This is a genomic window from Ruegeria sp. YTSC002 (assembly GCF_059609845.1).
In genome coordinates this window covers 605,702-621,172 of the sequence record NZ_JBXWML010000001.1, presented here as the reverse complement: position 1 = coordinate 621,172, position 15,471 = coordinate 605,702, and the positions used below count along the sequence as shown (strand labels likewise).

Below are 15,471 nucleotides of genomic sequence, written 5' to 3'. Positions count from 1 at the left end.
CGCGTTGCAGTTTTCACATATCACGAATGGTATGTATCCCTCGCTACCCTTAGTCGTATTCGCTACATTCCACGTGACAGGCGCGTTGCAAGTGGGGCATTTCAACCCACCTATTTTGTCGAATAATCTCATTCTTGCACGCTTTCTCTAACCGCCCGGCGCTTCAATTCCTTCCGGATCACCTTTCCCGTCACGGTCATCGGCAATTCCTCCAGAAATGCCACCTCGCGCGGATAGGAATACTGCGCCAGACGGTCCTTGACCCAATCCTGCAACTCGGCACCCGTGGCCTCGGCCCCCGGTTTCAACACCACATAGGCCTTCACGATCTCGGTCCGCAGCTTGTCAGGCTTGCCGACCACGCCCACGGTGGCCACCGCCGGATGGGTCAGCAGGCAATCCTCGATCTCGGCCGGGCCGATCCGGTATCCGGCGGAGGTAATCACGTCGTCATCACGACCGACAAAGCGCAGATAGTCGCCCTCCCACACGCCGCGGTCTCCGGTGATCAGCCAGTCACCCCGGAACTTCTCAGCCGTCGCTTGCGGATTGTTCCAGTATTCCAGCAGCATCGAGGCCGAGCCGCGCCGGATGGCGACATCGCCTTCCTCGCTGGTCGGGTTGCCGTCATAGTCGATAACCGCGACTTCATGCCCGGGCACCGGCTTGCCGATGCAGCCGGGTTGAACGGGGAAATCCTCGGCGCAGGAGGATACGACCATATTGCATTCGGTCTGGCCGTAGAACTCGTTGATCGTCAGGCCAAACGCTTGCTGTCCCCAGGCCAGCATCTCGGCCCCCAGCGGCTCACCCCCGGACGCGACCGAGCGCAGCCCGGGGATCGCCTGATCCGAAGCCTTGAGCATCCGCAGCGCTGTTGGCGGAAAGAACACATTCCGCACCCCGCCACCCGCAACGATATCGGCGCAGGCTTCGGGAGAGAACTTCTCAAGCCGTGCCGCGACAACCGGGATGCCCAGCGCAAGGCCCGGCATCAGCACATCGAACAACCCGCCGATCCACGCCCAATCCGCCGGGGTCCACAGGCAGTCTCCTTCGCGCAGGTGATTGTGGCTGATCGAGACGCCCGGCAAATGCCCGGTCAGAACCCGGTGCCCGTGCAGTGCGCCTTTCGGGCTGCCGGTTGTACCAGAGGTGTAGATCAATACGGCAGGATCCTCGGGCCCGGTCGCGGCATAGGGCAGAGCAGGACCCGCCACGCCAATTTCGGATGCGATCAGAGGTTCAGCCAGATCGCCCAGCAAATCCACCCCTTCGGCATCGGTCAGCACAATCTGAACGCCTGCATCGCCCGCCCGCGATCGCAGCGCATCCTGCTTGAACAACTTGAACAAGGGCACCGAAATCGCGCCGATCTTCCAGATCGCCAAATGAGCTGCCGCACACCAGGGAGACTGGCTCAGCAGCACTCCGACCCGATCACCGGGCTGGACGCGGGCCAGCAGGGCGCGGGCGATCCCATCAGCCATCTGTGCCAGTTGCCCATAGGTTATCAGCCGCCGCCCTGATCCGGTCAGATCAACAAGCGCCACCTGTTCACCCGGATGGTTCAGACATTGCTGCGCCATGTTCAGCCGGTCCGGTATGTCCCAGCCTCGTCTTGAGAGCAAACCCGGTATGCGCTCAGCGTGCAGCAACGCGAATTCCCCTTGTTTTTCTGATGCTTCGCGACCTGACCTTGGGCGGACACATCACGCAAACTTGATGCAGATCAGGGTGGCCGGACACCGCCTTTGCAAAACCAAGAGCATCAACATAACCAAAGGCAAGAATATGACAAAGAAACTCGCCGCTTTGACACTGTCTACCGCGTTGGTCGCACTGGCCGCTCCGGCTTTGGCCCAGTCGCAAGGGGACTGGACGCTGGGTATCGGTGTTGGCTATCTGGACCCGAAATCCGACAACGGCACGCTGGCCGGTGCACCAGCGACGATCGACGCGGACACCCGCCCGATCTTCACTGCTGAATACTTTATTCGCGACAACCTGGGTATCGAGCTTCTGGCGGCGACCCCGTTCAAACACACCGTTGCCCTTGGCGGTACGGACGCGGCCACGGTCAAGCACCTGCCGCCCACCCTGTCGCTGAACTATCACTTCCCGACCAACAGCGCCTGGAAACCCTATGTCGGTGCCGGCCTCAACTATACGATCTTCTTCGACGAACAATCGCCCCTGGGCAATATCAAGGTCGATGACTCCTTCGGCGTCTCGTTGCAGGCCGGTCTGGATTACATGGTCACCGACAACGGGGCGATCCGCCTGAACGTGCGCTGGTTCGACATCGACTCGGACGTCTCGCTCAACGGCGCCCCCATCGGCACCGCGGAAATCGATCCCTGGCTGGTCGGTGTTTCCTACGTCCATCGGTTCTGATCCCGTTTCCAAAACGCCCTGCGGTTTCCTCGTCCGCAGGGCGTTCTTTCTTTCAGAGCATTTCATTCATCATTTCGCGGCCGATCAGCATCCGGCGAATCTCGCTGGTGCCTGCGCCGATTTCCATCAACTTGGCATCCCGGAAAATCCGGCTGACCGGCGCGTCCGACAGGAAGCCCGCCCCGCCCAGCGCCTGAACCGCCTGATGGGCCTGAACCATCGCCTGTTCCGACGCGTAAAGGCAGCACGCCGCCGCATCCTGCCGGGTCACGTCACCGCGGTCACAGGCTTTGGCGACTTCGTAGACATAGGCCCGCGCCGAGTTCATCGCCGTGTACATGTCGGCAATCTTGCCCTGCATCAACTGAAAGCTACCGATGGGTTTGCCGAACTGCTTGCGCTCAGCCACATAAGGCATCACTTCGTCCAGGCAAGCGGCCATGATGCCGGTCCCGATGCCTGCCAGTACGACACGTTCATAATCCAGCCCGGACATGAGCACGGCAACACCCTTGCCCTCTTCGCCCAACACGTTCTCGAACGGAACTTCTACGTCTTCAAAGATCAGCTCAGCCGTGTTCGACCCGCGCATACCCAACTTGTCGAAATGGGGCGAGGTCGAAAAACCCTTCATCTCTTTTTCGATCAGGAATGCGGTAATGCCCTTCGATCCGGCATCGGGGTCCGTCTTGGCATAAACTACCAGAGTATCCGCGTCCGGCCCGTTGGTGATCCAGTATTTATTGCCGTTCAAGCGGTAATGATCGTTCCGCTTTTCGGCGCGCAGTTTCATCGACACCACATCCGAGCCGGCCGAGGGCTCTGACATGGCCAGCGCCCCTACATGCTCACCGGAAACCAGGCGCGGCAGGTATTTCTGCTTCTGCTCTTCATTGCCGTTCAGCTTGATCTGGTTCACGCACAGGTTGGAATGCGCCCCGTATGACAAGGAAACCGAGGCCGACGCACGCGCAACCTCTTCGACGGCGATCGTATGCGCCAGATAAGACATGCCTGCGCCGCCATACTCTTCCGGCACGGTGACACCCAACAGACCAAGCTCTCCCATTTCTTTCCACAGCTCGTTCGGAAAGGCATTCGTGGCGTCGATCTCGGCCGCCATCGGCTTGACACGCTCCTGCGCCCAGCGATGCACCATCTCGCGCAGGGCATTCACATCCTCACCCAGATCAAACTTCATCGTGGCCATGAACATCTGCGTCTTCCCTCCGCTTTAATGAACAAGTGTTCAATAAATCTCTAGCAGCGAATCTGCTGCCGGTCAATCTTTGTGACAGCGCGTCCGAAACGGAAAACGCCGCCCCAAAAGGGCGGCGTTTCAAAAGATCGAGCGTGCGCCGCAGGCGCACTCCGCTTGGTCAAGACTGATAAACCGCGCTCACTTCGGCCCGGATGATCCGTGCGATCAATCGACAATCCTCCAGGGAAAACGTCAAAGGCACGCGCATATCCATCACGCCGGCCAGAACGCGGTCACTTTCCGGCATCCGCTCGCTGTCGAAATACCGCCAACTGTCATAGCGCGACGTGAAACCTGTCGGTTCGGCACCGCCGAACCACTTCAGCTCAACCCCACGCGCCGCGCAACGGCTGATGACTTCGGCTATCCGTTCAGGCGCCCAATCCAGCAGCAGGAACTGAATCGAAGACCCGACATAGGTTTCCGCCTCGGGCCGCTCGACAATCGTCAGACCCGGAGTGCCGCGCAACCCGGTTTCGATCTCGCGATAGCGCTCGTTCCACCGGGCCACCTGCCGGTCAAGATCCCGCAATTGCGGGCGCAGGATCGCCGCGCGCAAGTTGTCCATCCGGCCCGAGACGTTGGGCGTGGTATATTTGATCCGTTCGAACACGTCCGGCCCCGGCGCCGCAAGATGGCGTTCATACAACATGTAGGATCCCGACAACATCGTGGCCTTGGCCGCCAGTTCCTCGTCATCGGTGACCAGCAAGCCCCCTTCGCCGGAATTGACATGCTTGTAGGTCTGACAGGAATAACACCCGATCGCGCCCTGCCGCCCCGACAACTGACCGCGCCAGGCTGCACCCATCGTGTGTGCGCAATCCTCGATCACGATCACCCCGGCTGCGTCACACATCTGCATCAGCCGGTCCATGTCACACAGATGTCCGCGCATATGGCTGAGCATCAACACACGCGCCCGATCCAGCTTGGCCTCAAGATCATCCAGATCAATGGTCAGGTCTTCCGTCACTCCGACAAAAATTGCCCGCCCTCCGACCGAGGCAATCGACCCCGGGACCGGCGCCAGCGTAAACGCATTTGTCAAAATCGGGTCACCGGGCTGCACGCCAACCGCACGCAGGGCCGTGGCCAGAGCGTAACCGCCAGACGAAACCGCCAGACAGTATTTTGCCCCCATCTGCGCCGCAAATTCCTGCTCCAGCAGGGCTGTTTCCCCCAACTCTCCGGGGACGACATTGTAACGATGCAGACGCCCATGGCGCAGAACGGCCAATGCCGCTTCGATTGCATCTTCCGGAAGGGGTTCCTGCTGCGTAAAGCTGCCAGAGAATATGTCGGTCATGATCTTGTTCTGAGGCTCCGAAAGGGTCCGGTCAAGGTTTCAGGCTGCCGCACCGATCAGATCAGGCACGAGGCCGGGCAAATCATCAAAATGGTGCAGCAGGGCGTCGGGTTCCAAAGCCGCCATGTCATCCCCCGATGGTCCGAAGGTAACCAGCACCGAAGGAACGCCCGCCGCCCTGGCGGTGTTGCGGTCGGTATCCGAATCTCCGACCAGCACGCACCAGTCCGGATCGCCCCCGGCACGACGCGCAGCTTCCCGCAGCGGCGCCGGGTTCGGTTTACGGACCGGCAGCGTATCGGCCCCGACCAAAGATGCAAAACGGTCCCGCACCCCCATGCGCGTCAGCAACAATTCGGCCAGATGTTCCGGTTTGTTCGTGCAAATGCCCACACCGTAACCCGCGTCACTCAGCATCTCGACCGCCTGTAGTGCACCGGGGTAGAAACTGGTGTGGGTGTCGATGTCCCGAGCATAAGCTTCAAGCAGAACCGGATAGTAGGCCTGGACCGTATCCTCGTCATAGGCCCCGACACGTTTCAACCCGTGGGTCAGCATCATGCGTCCGCCTCGCAGCGCTATACCTGAATCTGCACCGTGGACCAGGACATCCCCGTGCCCCATCTCGCGGAAACAATGGTTCGCGGCAGCCAGCAAATCGCCGGATGTATCCGCCAAAGTACCATCCAGATCGAAGATGACGGTGCGCATTTCGCCCCCTTGCTCGGCAGGTTTTCGCCGTGTCCTGTTTCAATCGGCAATCTTGTTTGATGGCCGAACGGCTTGCGCCTTTGACCTCAGCGGATAAAACGGACGGCAACAAAACACAAAGAGAAAACGATTTCATGAGCAATGCCCTTGTCATCCTTGCCGCCGGAAAAGGCACCAGGATGAATTCGGATCTTCCCAAAGTCCTGCATCCCATCGCTCAGGTTCCGATGCTGATCCATGCGATGCGCGCCGGATCTGTCCTGTCGCCCGAACGTACTGTGATCGTAACCGGCCACGGGTCCGAAGCTGTGGCAAAGGCCGCAATGGCCGAGGATGAAGATGTGCAAATCGCCGTTCAGGAAGACCAGTTGGGTACGGCCCATGCGGTCGCCCAGGCCCGGAACGCATTGAACGGCTTCGATGGCGATGCGGTTGTTCTTTACGGCGACACCCCGTTCTTGCAGCCCGACACGCTGGAGAGGATGATCGAGGCGCGGTCCGGGAATGACTTGGTCATTCTTGGCTTTGAAGCGGTCGACCCTGCCCGTTATGGCCGGCTGGTCATGAATGGCGATGTGCTGGAACGCATTGTCGAGTTCAAAGATGCGTCAGATGAAGAACGATCCATAACTTTCTGCAATTCAGGGCTTTTGGCCTGCAATGCGCAGTTGCTGTTCTCGTTGATCGACGAGGTCGGAAACGACAACGCTGCGGGCGAGTACTATCTGACCGACGTGGTTGAAATTGCGCGTCGCCGTGGGCTGAACGTGACCGCTGTCGCGTGCGACGAGGCGCAGACGCTGGGCGTGAACTCTCGCGCTGATCTGGCGGCCGCAGATGCCGTGTTTCAGGCGCGCGCACGAGCTGAGCTTCTTGACCTGGGCGTCACATTGATGGCCCCAGAGACGGTGTACCTGGCTGCGGATACGGTGGTCGGGCGCGATACGGTGATCGAACCGAATGTGGTGTTCGGACCGGGCGTCACGGTCGAAAGCGGCGCGACGATCCGGGCCTTTTCGCATCTTGAGGGCTGCCATGTCAGCCGGGGCGCTGTCGTCGGCCCCTACGCGCGCCTGCGCCCCGGCGCCGAACTCGCTGAAAACACGCGGGTCGGCAATTTCGTCGAGATCAAGAATGCCGAAATCGCCGAAGGCGCGAAGGTCAATCACCTCAGCTATATCGGAGACGCTTCGGTTGGCGCTGCGACCAACATCGGCGCGGGGACGATCACCTGCAACTATGACGGCGTGATGAAGCATAAAACCACGATTGGTGCGAACGTCTTTGTCGGCTCGAACACCATGCTGGTGGCCCCGGTCACTGTGGGCGACGGCGCGATGACCGCGACGGGCACCGTCGTGACCAGGGATGTGGACCCCGAGGCATTGGCCGTGGCCCGCGCCAAGCAGGAAAACAAGCCCGGATATGCGCGTAAATTGTTTGACATGTTGAAGGCGAAGAAGGCTCGCCGCGATAAAAAGGCCTGAGATATGTGTGGAATAGTAGGTGTTTTGGGGCAGCACGAGGCCGCCCCCATTCTGGTAGAAGCCCTGAAACGGCTGGAATATCGCGGCTATGACAGCGCCGGGATTGCAACCGTCAACGACGGCGCATTGGGCCGGCGGCGCGCGGTTGGCAAGCTGGTCAATCTCAGCGACCTTCTGGTGCATGATCCTCTTCCCGGAAAATCCGGCATTGGCCACACCCGCTGGGCCACACATGGTGCCCCATCGGTCAACAATGCACATCCGCACAAGGCGGGCCCTGTGGCCGTCGTTCATAACGGTATCGTCGAAAACTATCGCGACCTGAGGGCCGAACTGGCCGAACATGGTGTTGATTTCCAGACCGAAACCGACACGGAAACGGTCGCTCTTATGACGGAACACCACCTGAACTCGGGCCTGTCCCCGGTTGAGGCCGCGTTCAGGACGATCGACCAGTTGGAAGGCGCGTTTGCACTGGCCTTTCTGTTCGACGGAGAGGACGACCTGATCGTGGCGGCCCGCAAGGGATCACCACTGGCCATCGGCCATGGGGATGGTGAGATGTATGTGGGCTCTGACGCCATCGCCCTGGCCCCGCTGACCAACCAGATCACATATCTGGAAGAAGGCGACCGCGCGGTTCTGACCCGGACGTCACTTGAAATCCGCAACGAGGCCGGTGAGTTGGCAAACCGGGAAAAGCGCAAGATCAAACTGGATCACGCACGCGCGGACAAGGGCGAGCACAAGCATTTCATGGCCAAGGAAATCGCTGAACAGCCCATTGTCGTGGCAGAGGCGATCCGGTCCTACCTGCCCACGGGCGGCGACCGCGTGGTCCTGCCGGACACGGATCTGGATTTCAGCAAACTGGACCGTCTGACCATGGTGGCCTGCGGCACCGCGTTTTACGCTTGCCTGACCGCGAAATACTGGTTCGAGCAACTGGCGAAGATGCCCGTTGAAGTCGATATCGCCAGCGAGTTCCGCTATCGCGAACCGCCGATCACCGACCGAACACTGGCGCTGTTCGTCAGCCAGTCGGGCGAAACCGCCGACACGCTGGCCGCGTTGCGCTATTGCGAGGGCAAGGCAGACAAGATCGTTTCGGTCGTCAACGTGCCCGAAAGCTCGATTGCACGAGAAAGCGATATCGCCTTGCCGATCCATGCCGGTGTCGAGATCGGTGTCGCCTCGACCAAGGCCTTCACCTGCCAGTTGAGCGTGCTGCTGATGCTGGCGCTCAAGGCTGCCGCAGACCGGGGCACGCTGACGGATGAGGACATCGCCGATCATGCCGCCGCGCTGCGTGGGTTGCCGACCGTGCTGAACGCGGCACTCGATCAGAACCGGGCGATCCGCAAGGCCGCCCAACGCCTGTCCGAGGCGCGCGACGTCCTGTTTCTGGGCCGTGGCCTGATGTATCCGCTGGCAATGGAAGGCGCGCTGAAGCTGAAGGAAATCAGCTATATCCACGCTGAAGGATACGCGTCGGGAGAGTTGAAACACGGCCCCATCGCCCTGATCGACAAGCATATGCCCGTGGTCGTCATGGCCCCGCGTGACACGGTTTTCGACAAGACCGTCTCGAACATGCAGGAAGTGATGGCGCGCAAGGGCAAAGTGATCCTTGTCTCTGATGATGATGGCATTGACGAGGCCGGCGACGGTGTCTGGAGCAGCATCCGCATGCCACATGTTCACACCAGCCTTGCACCGATCCTCTACTCGATTCCCGCGCAATTGCTGGCCTATCACACGGCTGTTGCCAAGGGCACGGATGTGGATCAGCCGCGCAATCTGGCAAAGTCGGTCACGGTGGAGTGATTTATGGCCAAGCAGTTCCCGCAGCTTGATGAAGCGCATCAAAGGTTCATCGAAGACCAGCATATGTTCTTCGTCGGCACCGCCGGGGCCGAAGGTCGGGTCAATATTTCCCCCAAGGGAATGGATTCGCTGCGGGTACTGGGGCCGAACCGCATCGTCTGGATGAACCTGACCGGCAGTGGCAATGAAACGGCGGGGCATCTTTTGCAGGTCAACAGGATGACGCTGATGTGGTGTTCCTTCACCACACGTCCGATGATCCTGCGCACCTATGGCACGGCACGTTGCCTGCATGTCGGGGATGATGGATGGAACGACCTTGCCGGCCTGTTCCCAAATCACCGAAGCGCACGACAAATCTATGACCAGTCGATCGACATGGTGCAGACCTCTTGCGGCTATGCCGTGCCTTTCATGGAATTCCAATCCGACCGCGACACGATGCAGAAATGGGTGGATGGAAAATCAGACGAGGAAATCCGTACCTACTGGGTGGAAAGGAACGGCCAGACAATTGATGGAAAGCCAACCGGCGTACCGATGTGAGTCCGATGCTGAGTGGATATCTCGATCAGATCAACGCGCATGGTGACCCCGAACGGGCGACCCAGATGGCCAGTTACCACAAGGCGGATCGCATCTATCTGGGCGTCGCGAACCCGGTTCTCAACGACCTGACCAAGGCGTGGCGGCAAGAACTGGATGTGCCGGCGCGGATCGCATTGGCGGACGCATTATGGCGAACGAACATCCACGAAGGGCGTCTTGCTGCATCCAAGCTTTTGACTCAGGCGCGCATCAGACCAGACGCGGCGGTTTGGGACTTGCTTCAAAGCTGGCTGGCGGATTTCGATGCGTGGGCCGTTGCGGATCACGCGTGCATGGCGATGCAAAAGCGACTTTCAGCAGATCCTGACCGACTGGATCAGGTCGAACATTGGACCCGGTCCGATCACATGTGGACCCGGCGCGCAGCCTTGGTCGCAACCCTGCCCTGGACCAAACAGAACCACCCCAAGCCTGACGACCTGCGCCGCCGTGACCGCATCCTTGGCTGGGCTGCCGGATATGTTCCGGACCGCAACTGGTTCATTCAGAAATCCATCGCCTGGTGGCTCCGCGAACTGTCCAAACATGACCCGGAACGCGTGATCGCCTTTCTGAAACAGCACGGTGATGCCATGAAGCCATTTGCCCGCCGCGAGGCAGGCAAATACCTTAAAAATCAATCCATATAGACCTCAAGCTCGACAAGTTCGTCGAGGGGCACCAGCAGGGCCCTCATGGCGTCCAGAGACAAGCGACTGCCGCTGCTGTCCGGACCGGAAACCGGGACCAATGTGATATAGGCCTGCGCCCCGGTTCGCGGCACGACGACACGCGCCGTAACTTCGCTGTCCACCAGCGGTGTCTGCATCCAGCGCCCCGGAGTGGTCGGATCCCCGAGCCCGGCGATGGTGGTTTTCGCCCCAACCCAGTTCGGGCGCGCGGAAACCGGTTCGGGTTGCAGCACCTCTTCGGCAACTGCGGTGCCAGTTTCCGCGTCAGGCACCGTCTGGACGGGCGTGTCGCCCCCGCCGAACACTCGGTCAGTCGTTGACTGCACGGCGTCGCATCCGGCCGTCATTGCGCATGTCAAAACAAGTATTTTCTTCATGCCGGAAACCTACAGCCCCGCGCCCACCTGTTCCAGCGCAAAGCACAGTTCGCCCTTGTCGCGGCCATGTTCCGGCTTTACCTATTACATCATGACAGCTCCGCTTATCGACCCGTTTGCCCGCGCCATCACGTATCTCCGCGTCTCCGTCACGGACCGCTGCGACTTCCGCTGCGTGTATTGCATGTCCGAGAACATGACCTTTCTGCCCAAAAAAGACCTGCTGACATTGGAGGAACTGGACCGGATGTGTTCGACCTTCGTCAGGATGGGGGTCGAAAAGCTGCGCATTACGGGTGGTGAGCCGTTGGTGCGTCGCAACATCATGACTTTCTTCAACTCGATGACACGCCACCTGGACAGCGGTGCATTGAAGGAACTGACGCTGACAACCAATGGGTCGCAACTGCACCGATTTTCCGATGATCTGTATGCGGCCGGTGTGCGCCGGGTGAATGTCTCGCTGGACACTCTGGATGATGACAAGTTCGCCAAGGTCACACGCTGGGGGCGCCTGAAACAGGTTTTGAACGGAATTGACGCCGCGCAAAAGGCTGGACTGCGGATCAAGATCAACGCCGTTGCCCTGAAAGGGTTCAATGAACCCGAACTTCCGAAAATCACGGAATGGTGCGCCCAGCGGGATATGGATCTGACCTGGATCGAAGTCATGCCGATGGGTGATATCGGCAACGAAGACCGCCTGGATCAGTACTGGTCGCTCAAAGACGTGCGGAAAGAATACGAAAACCACTATTCGGTCACCGATCTGGCCGAACGCAGCGGTGGCCCGGCCCGTTACGTGCGGCTCGAGGAAACCGGCCAGAAAATAGGCTTCATAACGCCGCTGTCGCACAATTTCTGTGAAAGCTGCAACAGGGTCCGGCTGACCTGCACGGGCGAACTTTACATGTGCCTGGGTCAGGAAGACATGGCCGACCTGCGCGGCGCCCTGCGCGATCATCCCGATACCGAACAGCCACTTGAAGACGCGATCCGATCCGCCATAAATCTCAAGCCCAAAGGGCATGACTTCGACTATTCCCGCCAAGCCGTCGATGGCCGGATGAGCCGTCACATGAGTCACACAGGCGGCTGATATGCCGGATCACGACGGCCGCCCCACGGCGTTGTACCATGCGTACTGCGCCCTCACGTCTCTTGCCGCGCCCCTGGTATGGCGGGTCGTGCGGAACAAGCTGCGGGCAGCAAACGTACCAGTCAAGCGACAACAAGAACGCCTTGGCCATGCCAGCCTGCCCAGGCCAAATGGGCGTTTGATCTGGTTCCACGCCGCCAGCGTCGGCGAAAGCCTGTCGGTCCTCAGCCTGATCAGACGGCTCGCAGACCGCCTGCCCGAAGCCGAGTTTCTGATCACCTCCGGCACCCCGACCTCAGCGGCTCTGATCGAAAAACGCCTGCCGCCCCGCACACGGCATCAATACCCGCCGCTTGACACGGCAGGTCCGGTCCGACGCTTTCTGAACCATTGGCAACCAGAAGGCGGGGTTTTCGTCGAAAGCGAAATCTGGCCCCGATTGATCGTCGAAAGCGCCAAACGGGGCATTCCGCTGGCCCTTCTGAATGCACGACTGTCGGACAAGTCCGTTGCCGGTTGGAAAGAACGCCCCGAAACGGCGCGGTTCATTCTGAACAAATTCAACTTGTTCCTGACGCAGAACGACAAAACCGCAGCCAACCTGACAGCCATGGGTGCCCCTGCCGGCCGCGTCCGGCCCGGCACCAATCTCAAGGCCATGTCAGACCCTCTTCCCATAGACCACGGCACGCTGGATGACATCGGTTCTCAGATTTCTGGCAGACCTGTGTGGATCGCCAGTTCAACCCATGCCGGTGAAGAGGAAACCGTTCTGGCCGCGCACCAATCACTTCTGGAACGCTGGCCCGATCTGCTGCTGTTGCTGATCCCGCGCCACCCCGAGCGACGCGGCGATATCGCCAAACTACTGGAAGCCTCCGATCTCAACGCCGCGTTCCGATCCGAAACTTCCCCTATCAAAACCGAAACCCAGGTATATGTCGCAGATACATTGGGCGAGACCGGCACATGGTACGCGCTGTGTCCCATCGTGTTCCTGGGCGGCTCCCTGAAAGACATCGGCGGTCACAACCCATTCGAACCGGCACAGGCCGGAGCCGCCGTGATTACCGGCCCCGGATACTTCAATTTTGCAGAAACATTCGCACCGCTGATCAAAACCGGTGGCGCCATCGAGGTTCGAACCGAAAAGGATCTCTCTGCGGCGGTCGATCATTGGCTTTCAGACGACCAAGCCCTGACCCAGGCCCGCAACGCCGCCCAATCCTGCGTCAAGACCCAAAGCAACGCGCTGGACTCTGTCGTGGAAACGCTGTGCAGCTCGCTCAACCTGACTTGACAGTGCAGGATCCCTCTTCATCTGGCCGAAAATATCCCGGGGGTGTGGGGGCAGAGCCCCCACTCGTCCGATCAGGCCGCCGGCATCCGCTGCTCAACGATCTCTGCCCACCAGCTGCACCCGGCGGGAATCGCCTCATCGTTGAAGTTGTACTCCGGGTGGTGAACCATGGCCGTATCGCCGTTACCCACTAAAATATAGGCCCCGGGACGTTCCTCCAGCATGAAGGCAAAGTCCTCGCCTCCCATGACCAAAGGCGCATCGTCGCAATCGCCGGATACCGACCGGGCAACAGCTGCGGCGAACTCGGTCTGTTCTTCACTGTTCACCATCACCGGGTACCCGCGGATGTAGGTCACGTTTGCGGTGCCTCCGAACGTGGCCGCGATTCCATTGCAGATCTCATTGATCCGCTTTTCGGCCAGATCCCGCATGTCCTTGCTCATGGTGCGTACGGTTCCTTTGATCTGAACGGTTTGCGGGATCACGTTGAACGCTTTCGACGAGGTCTCGAACGACGTCACCGACACCACGACCTGATCGATCGGATCGGCATTGCGCGAGGAAATGGTCTGAAGCGCCAAAACCGCCTGCGCGGCCAGAACCGTGGTATCCACTGTTTCATGCGGCTTGGCCGCATGACCACCTCGCCCTTCAAAAGTGATGTCGAACTGATCGGTTGCGGCAAAGAAGGAACCGGGACGGATGGCGAACTTGCCCACAGGTTGTCCCGGCCAGTTGTGCATGCCGTAGACTTCCTGAATATTCCAGCGGTCCATCATGCCATCTTCACACATTTCACGACCACCACCGCCGCCCTCTTCGGCAGGCTGGAAGATCACAACGACCGTGCCATCGAAGTTTCGGGTTTCCGACAGGTATTTCGCAGCACCCAAAAGCATCGCCGTGTGGCCATCATGGCCGCAGGCATGCATCGCGCCCGGTGTTTTCGAGGCATAGTCCAATCCCGTCGCCTCATGAATCGGCAACGCGTCCATATCCGCCCGCAGACCGATCACCTTGCCGCTGCTGTCCGATTTGCCCTTGATCACGCCAACAACGCCGGTGCGCCCGATGCCGGTGACGACCTCATCGCAACCGAACTCCTGCAATTTCTCGGCCACCATTGCGCTGGTGCGGTGCGTTTCGAACAGGATTTCCGGGTTTTCGTGCAGATCCCGTCGCCAGGCGGTGATCTCATCCTGCAACTCGGCAAAGCGGTTTTTGACTGGCATGTCTTCTCTCTCCTAATTCAGTTCAAGCCGCCGGCATTCGGCGCTCGACCATTTCTGCAAACCACGAGCATCCGATCGGGATGATCTCGTCGTTGAAGTTGTATTCAGGGTGGTGCAACCCTGCGCTGTCACCGTTGCCCAGAACGATGAAGGCTCCGGGCCGTTCTTCCAGCATGAACGAGAAATCCTCGCCCCCCATGACCATCGGCGCCTCGATGCAGCTGCCCCCGACCGAGACCGCGGCTTCTGCCGCATATCCCGTTTGAGTTTCAGCGTTGATCGTCACCGGAACGCCACGCGTGTAATTGACGTTCACGGAACCACCGAATGTTCCAGCAATCCCTTCGGCGACCTCTTTGAGGCGCTGTTCGATCAGATCACGCATCTGGTTGGAATGGGTCCGGACCGTGCCGCGTATCCGCGCTGATTGCGGGATCACGTTGAACGCTGTCGAAGACGTCTCAACGGACGTCACCGACAGCACGGCTTGCAGGATCGGATCCGCATTGCGCGACACGATCGTCTGCAATGCCACGATCATTTGCGACAGCATCACCGTCGTATCGACCGTCTCATGGGGTTTCGCAGCGTGACCTCCGCGCCCTTCAAGATGGATGTCAAATTCGTCCGCCGCAGCCAGCAATGGGCCCGAACGGATCGCGAACTGCCCGGTGGGCAGGCCCGGTACGTTGTGCATCGCATAGACTTCCTGAATGCCGAACCGATCCATCAGACCGTCCTTGCACATGGCCTCGGCACCATTCCCGCCCTCTTCGGCGGGCTGAAAGATCACGATTGCAGTGCCATCGAAATTGCGCGTCTCAGACAGGTACTTTGCCGCTCCCAAAACCATGGCGGTATGCCCGTCATGCCCGCAGGCATGCATCGCGCCAGGTGTCTTCGAGGCATAGTCCAGCCCGGTCTGTTCCTGCATCGGCAGGGCATCCATGTCGGCACGCAGGCCAATCACGCGGCCCTGCGTGTCGCTTTTGCCGCGAATGACCCCGACCACTCCGGTGCGACCGATGCCTGTCACGACCTCATCACAGCCGAATTCCTTCAGCTTTTCCGCCACCAGCGCGCTGGTGCGGTGCGTGTCGTACAGAATTTCCGGGTGTTGGTGAATGTCACGCCGCCAGCCTGTGATCTCTTCGTGCATCTCTGCAAGGCGGTTCTTGATCGGCATGG

The 15,471-nt window shown here is 59.9% G+C and carries 14 protein-coding genes; 7 read left to right on the top strand and 7 right to left on the bottom strand.

What is annotated here, in order from left to right:
- Positions 1–128: 128 nt before the first annotated feature.
- Positions 129–1,658, bottom strand: coding sequence for an AMP-binding protein (locus tag AC2FFD_RS03075; protein ID WP_496871881.1), 1,530 nt, complete (start codon positions 1,656–1,658; stop codon positions 129–131).
- A 136-nt stretch (positions 1,659–1,794) separates the two neighbouring features.
- Between AC2FFD_RS03075 and AC2FFD_RS03070 the strand changes: the two genes are divergently transcribed.
- A complete protein-coding gene (locus AC2FFD_RS03070; RefSeq protein WP_152458599.1) occupies positions 1,795–2,397 on the top strand; it encodes an OmpW/AlkL family protein in 603 nt (200 codons plus the stop codon).
- 52 nt (positions 2,398–2,449) lie between these two features.
- Here AC2FFD_RS03070 and AC2FFD_RS03065 read toward each other — a convergent pair whose 3' ends face one another.
- From AC2FFD_RS03065 to AC2FFD_RS03055, 3 genes are all read right to left on the bottom strand, one after another.
- Positions 2,450–3,613: an isovaleryl-CoA dehydrogenase gene (locus AC2FFD_RS03065; protein WP_170343769.1), complete on the bottom strand. Its 1,164-nt coding sequence runs from the start codon at positions 3,611–3,613 to the stop codon at positions 2,450–2,452.
- 163 nt (positions 3,614–3,776) lie between these two features.
- Positions 3,777–4,967 (bottom strand): DegT/DnrJ/EryC1/StrS family aminotransferase, encoded by a 1,191-nt coding sequence (locus AC2FFD_RS03060; protein WP_496871879.1) that lies wholly within the window; start codon positions 4,965–4,967, stop codon positions 3,777–3,779.
- A 39-nt stretch (positions 4,968–5,006) separates the two neighbouring features.
- On the bottom strand, positions 5,007–5,678 hold the full coding sequence (locus AC2FFD_RS03055; RefSeq protein WP_496871878.1) for an HAD-IA family hydrolase: 672 nt from the start codon (positions 5,676–5,678) through the stop codon (positions 5,007–5,009).
- A gap of 134 nt (positions 5,679–5,812) precedes the next feature.
- Between AC2FFD_RS03055 and glmU the strand changes: the two genes are divergently transcribed.
- From glmU to AC2FFD_RS03035, 4 genes are read left to right on the top strand one after another with little or no spacing between them, the layout of a single operon-like run.
- Positions 5,813–7,165 carry a bifunctional UDP-N-acetylglucosamine diphosphorylase/glucosamine-1-phosphate N-acetyltransferase GlmU gene (gene glmU / locus AC2FFD_RS03050; RefSeq protein ID WP_496871876.1) on the top strand — a complete coding sequence of 451 codons (1,353 nt, stop codon included), beginning with the start codon at positions 5,813–5,815 and terminating at the stop codon, positions 7,163–7,165.
- A 3-nt stretch (positions 7,166–7,168) separates the two neighbouring features.
- Entirely contained in the window at positions 7,169–8,992 is a 1,824-nt protein-coding gene (gene glmS / locus AC2FFD_RS03045) for a glutamine--fructose-6-phosphate transaminase (isomerizing) (protein WP_170343765.1), read from the top strand.
- Positions 8,993–8,995: 3 nt separating this feature from the next.
- Positions 8,996–9,538: a pyridoxamine 5'-phosphate oxidase family protein gene (locus AC2FFD_RS03040; protein ID WP_425078572.1), complete on the top strand. Its 543-nt coding sequence runs from the start codon at positions 8,996–8,998 to the stop codon at positions 9,536–9,538.
- Between the two features lie 5 nt (positions 9,539–9,543).
- The gene (locus AC2FFD_RS03035; RefSeq protein WP_496871874.1) at positions 9,544–10,230 is read left to right on the top strand and encodes a DNA alkylation repair protein; all 687 of its coding nucleotides are present in this window, start codon (positions 9,544–9,546) and stop codon (positions 10,228–10,230) included.
- On the opposite strand, the gene AC2FFD_RS03030 is transcribed toward AC2FFD_RS03035, so the two are convergent.
- On the bottom strand, positions 10,218–10,649 hold the full coding sequence (locus AC2FFD_RS03030) for a hypothetical protein (RefSeq protein ID WP_425078574.1): 432 nt from the start codon (positions 10,647–10,649) through the stop codon (positions 10,218–10,220). The genes AC2FFD_RS03035 and AC2FFD_RS03030 overlap by 13 nt on opposite strands.
- Before the next feature lie 91 nt (positions 10,650–10,740).
- Here AC2FFD_RS03030 and moaA point away from each other — a divergent pair, with 91 nt between their 5' ends.
- Positions 10,741–11,748: a GTP 3',8-cyclase MoaA gene (moaA, locus tag AC2FFD_RS03025; RefSeq protein WP_171631101.1), complete on the top strand. Its 1,008-nt coding sequence runs from the start codon at positions 10,741–10,743 to the stop codon at positions 11,746–11,748.
- A gap of 1 nt (position 11,749) precedes the next feature.
- Positions 11,750–13,048 (top strand): 3-deoxy-D-manno-octulosonic acid transferase, encoded by a 1,299-nt coding sequence (locus tag AC2FFD_RS03020; RefSeq protein WP_496871872.1) that lies wholly within the window; start codon positions 11,750–11,752, stop codon positions 13,046–13,048.
- Between the two features lie 71 nt (positions 13,049–13,119).
- On the opposite strand, the gene AC2FFD_RS03015 is transcribed toward AC2FFD_RS03020, so the two are convergent.
- Together AC2FFD_RS03015 and AC2FFD_RS03010 are read right to left on the bottom strand one after the other, a co-directional pair.
- Entirely contained in the window at positions 13,120–14,283 is a 1,164-nt protein-coding gene (locus AC2FFD_RS03015) for a M20 aminoacylase family protein (protein WP_170343760.1), read from the bottom strand.
- 22 nt (positions 14,284–14,305) lie between these two features.
- A complete protein-coding gene (locus AC2FFD_RS03010; RefSeq protein ID WP_496871871.1) occupies positions 14,306–15,469 on the bottom strand; it encodes a M20 aminoacylase family protein in 1,164 nt (387 codons plus the stop codon).
- Positions 15,470–15,471: the final 2 nt, after the last annotated feature.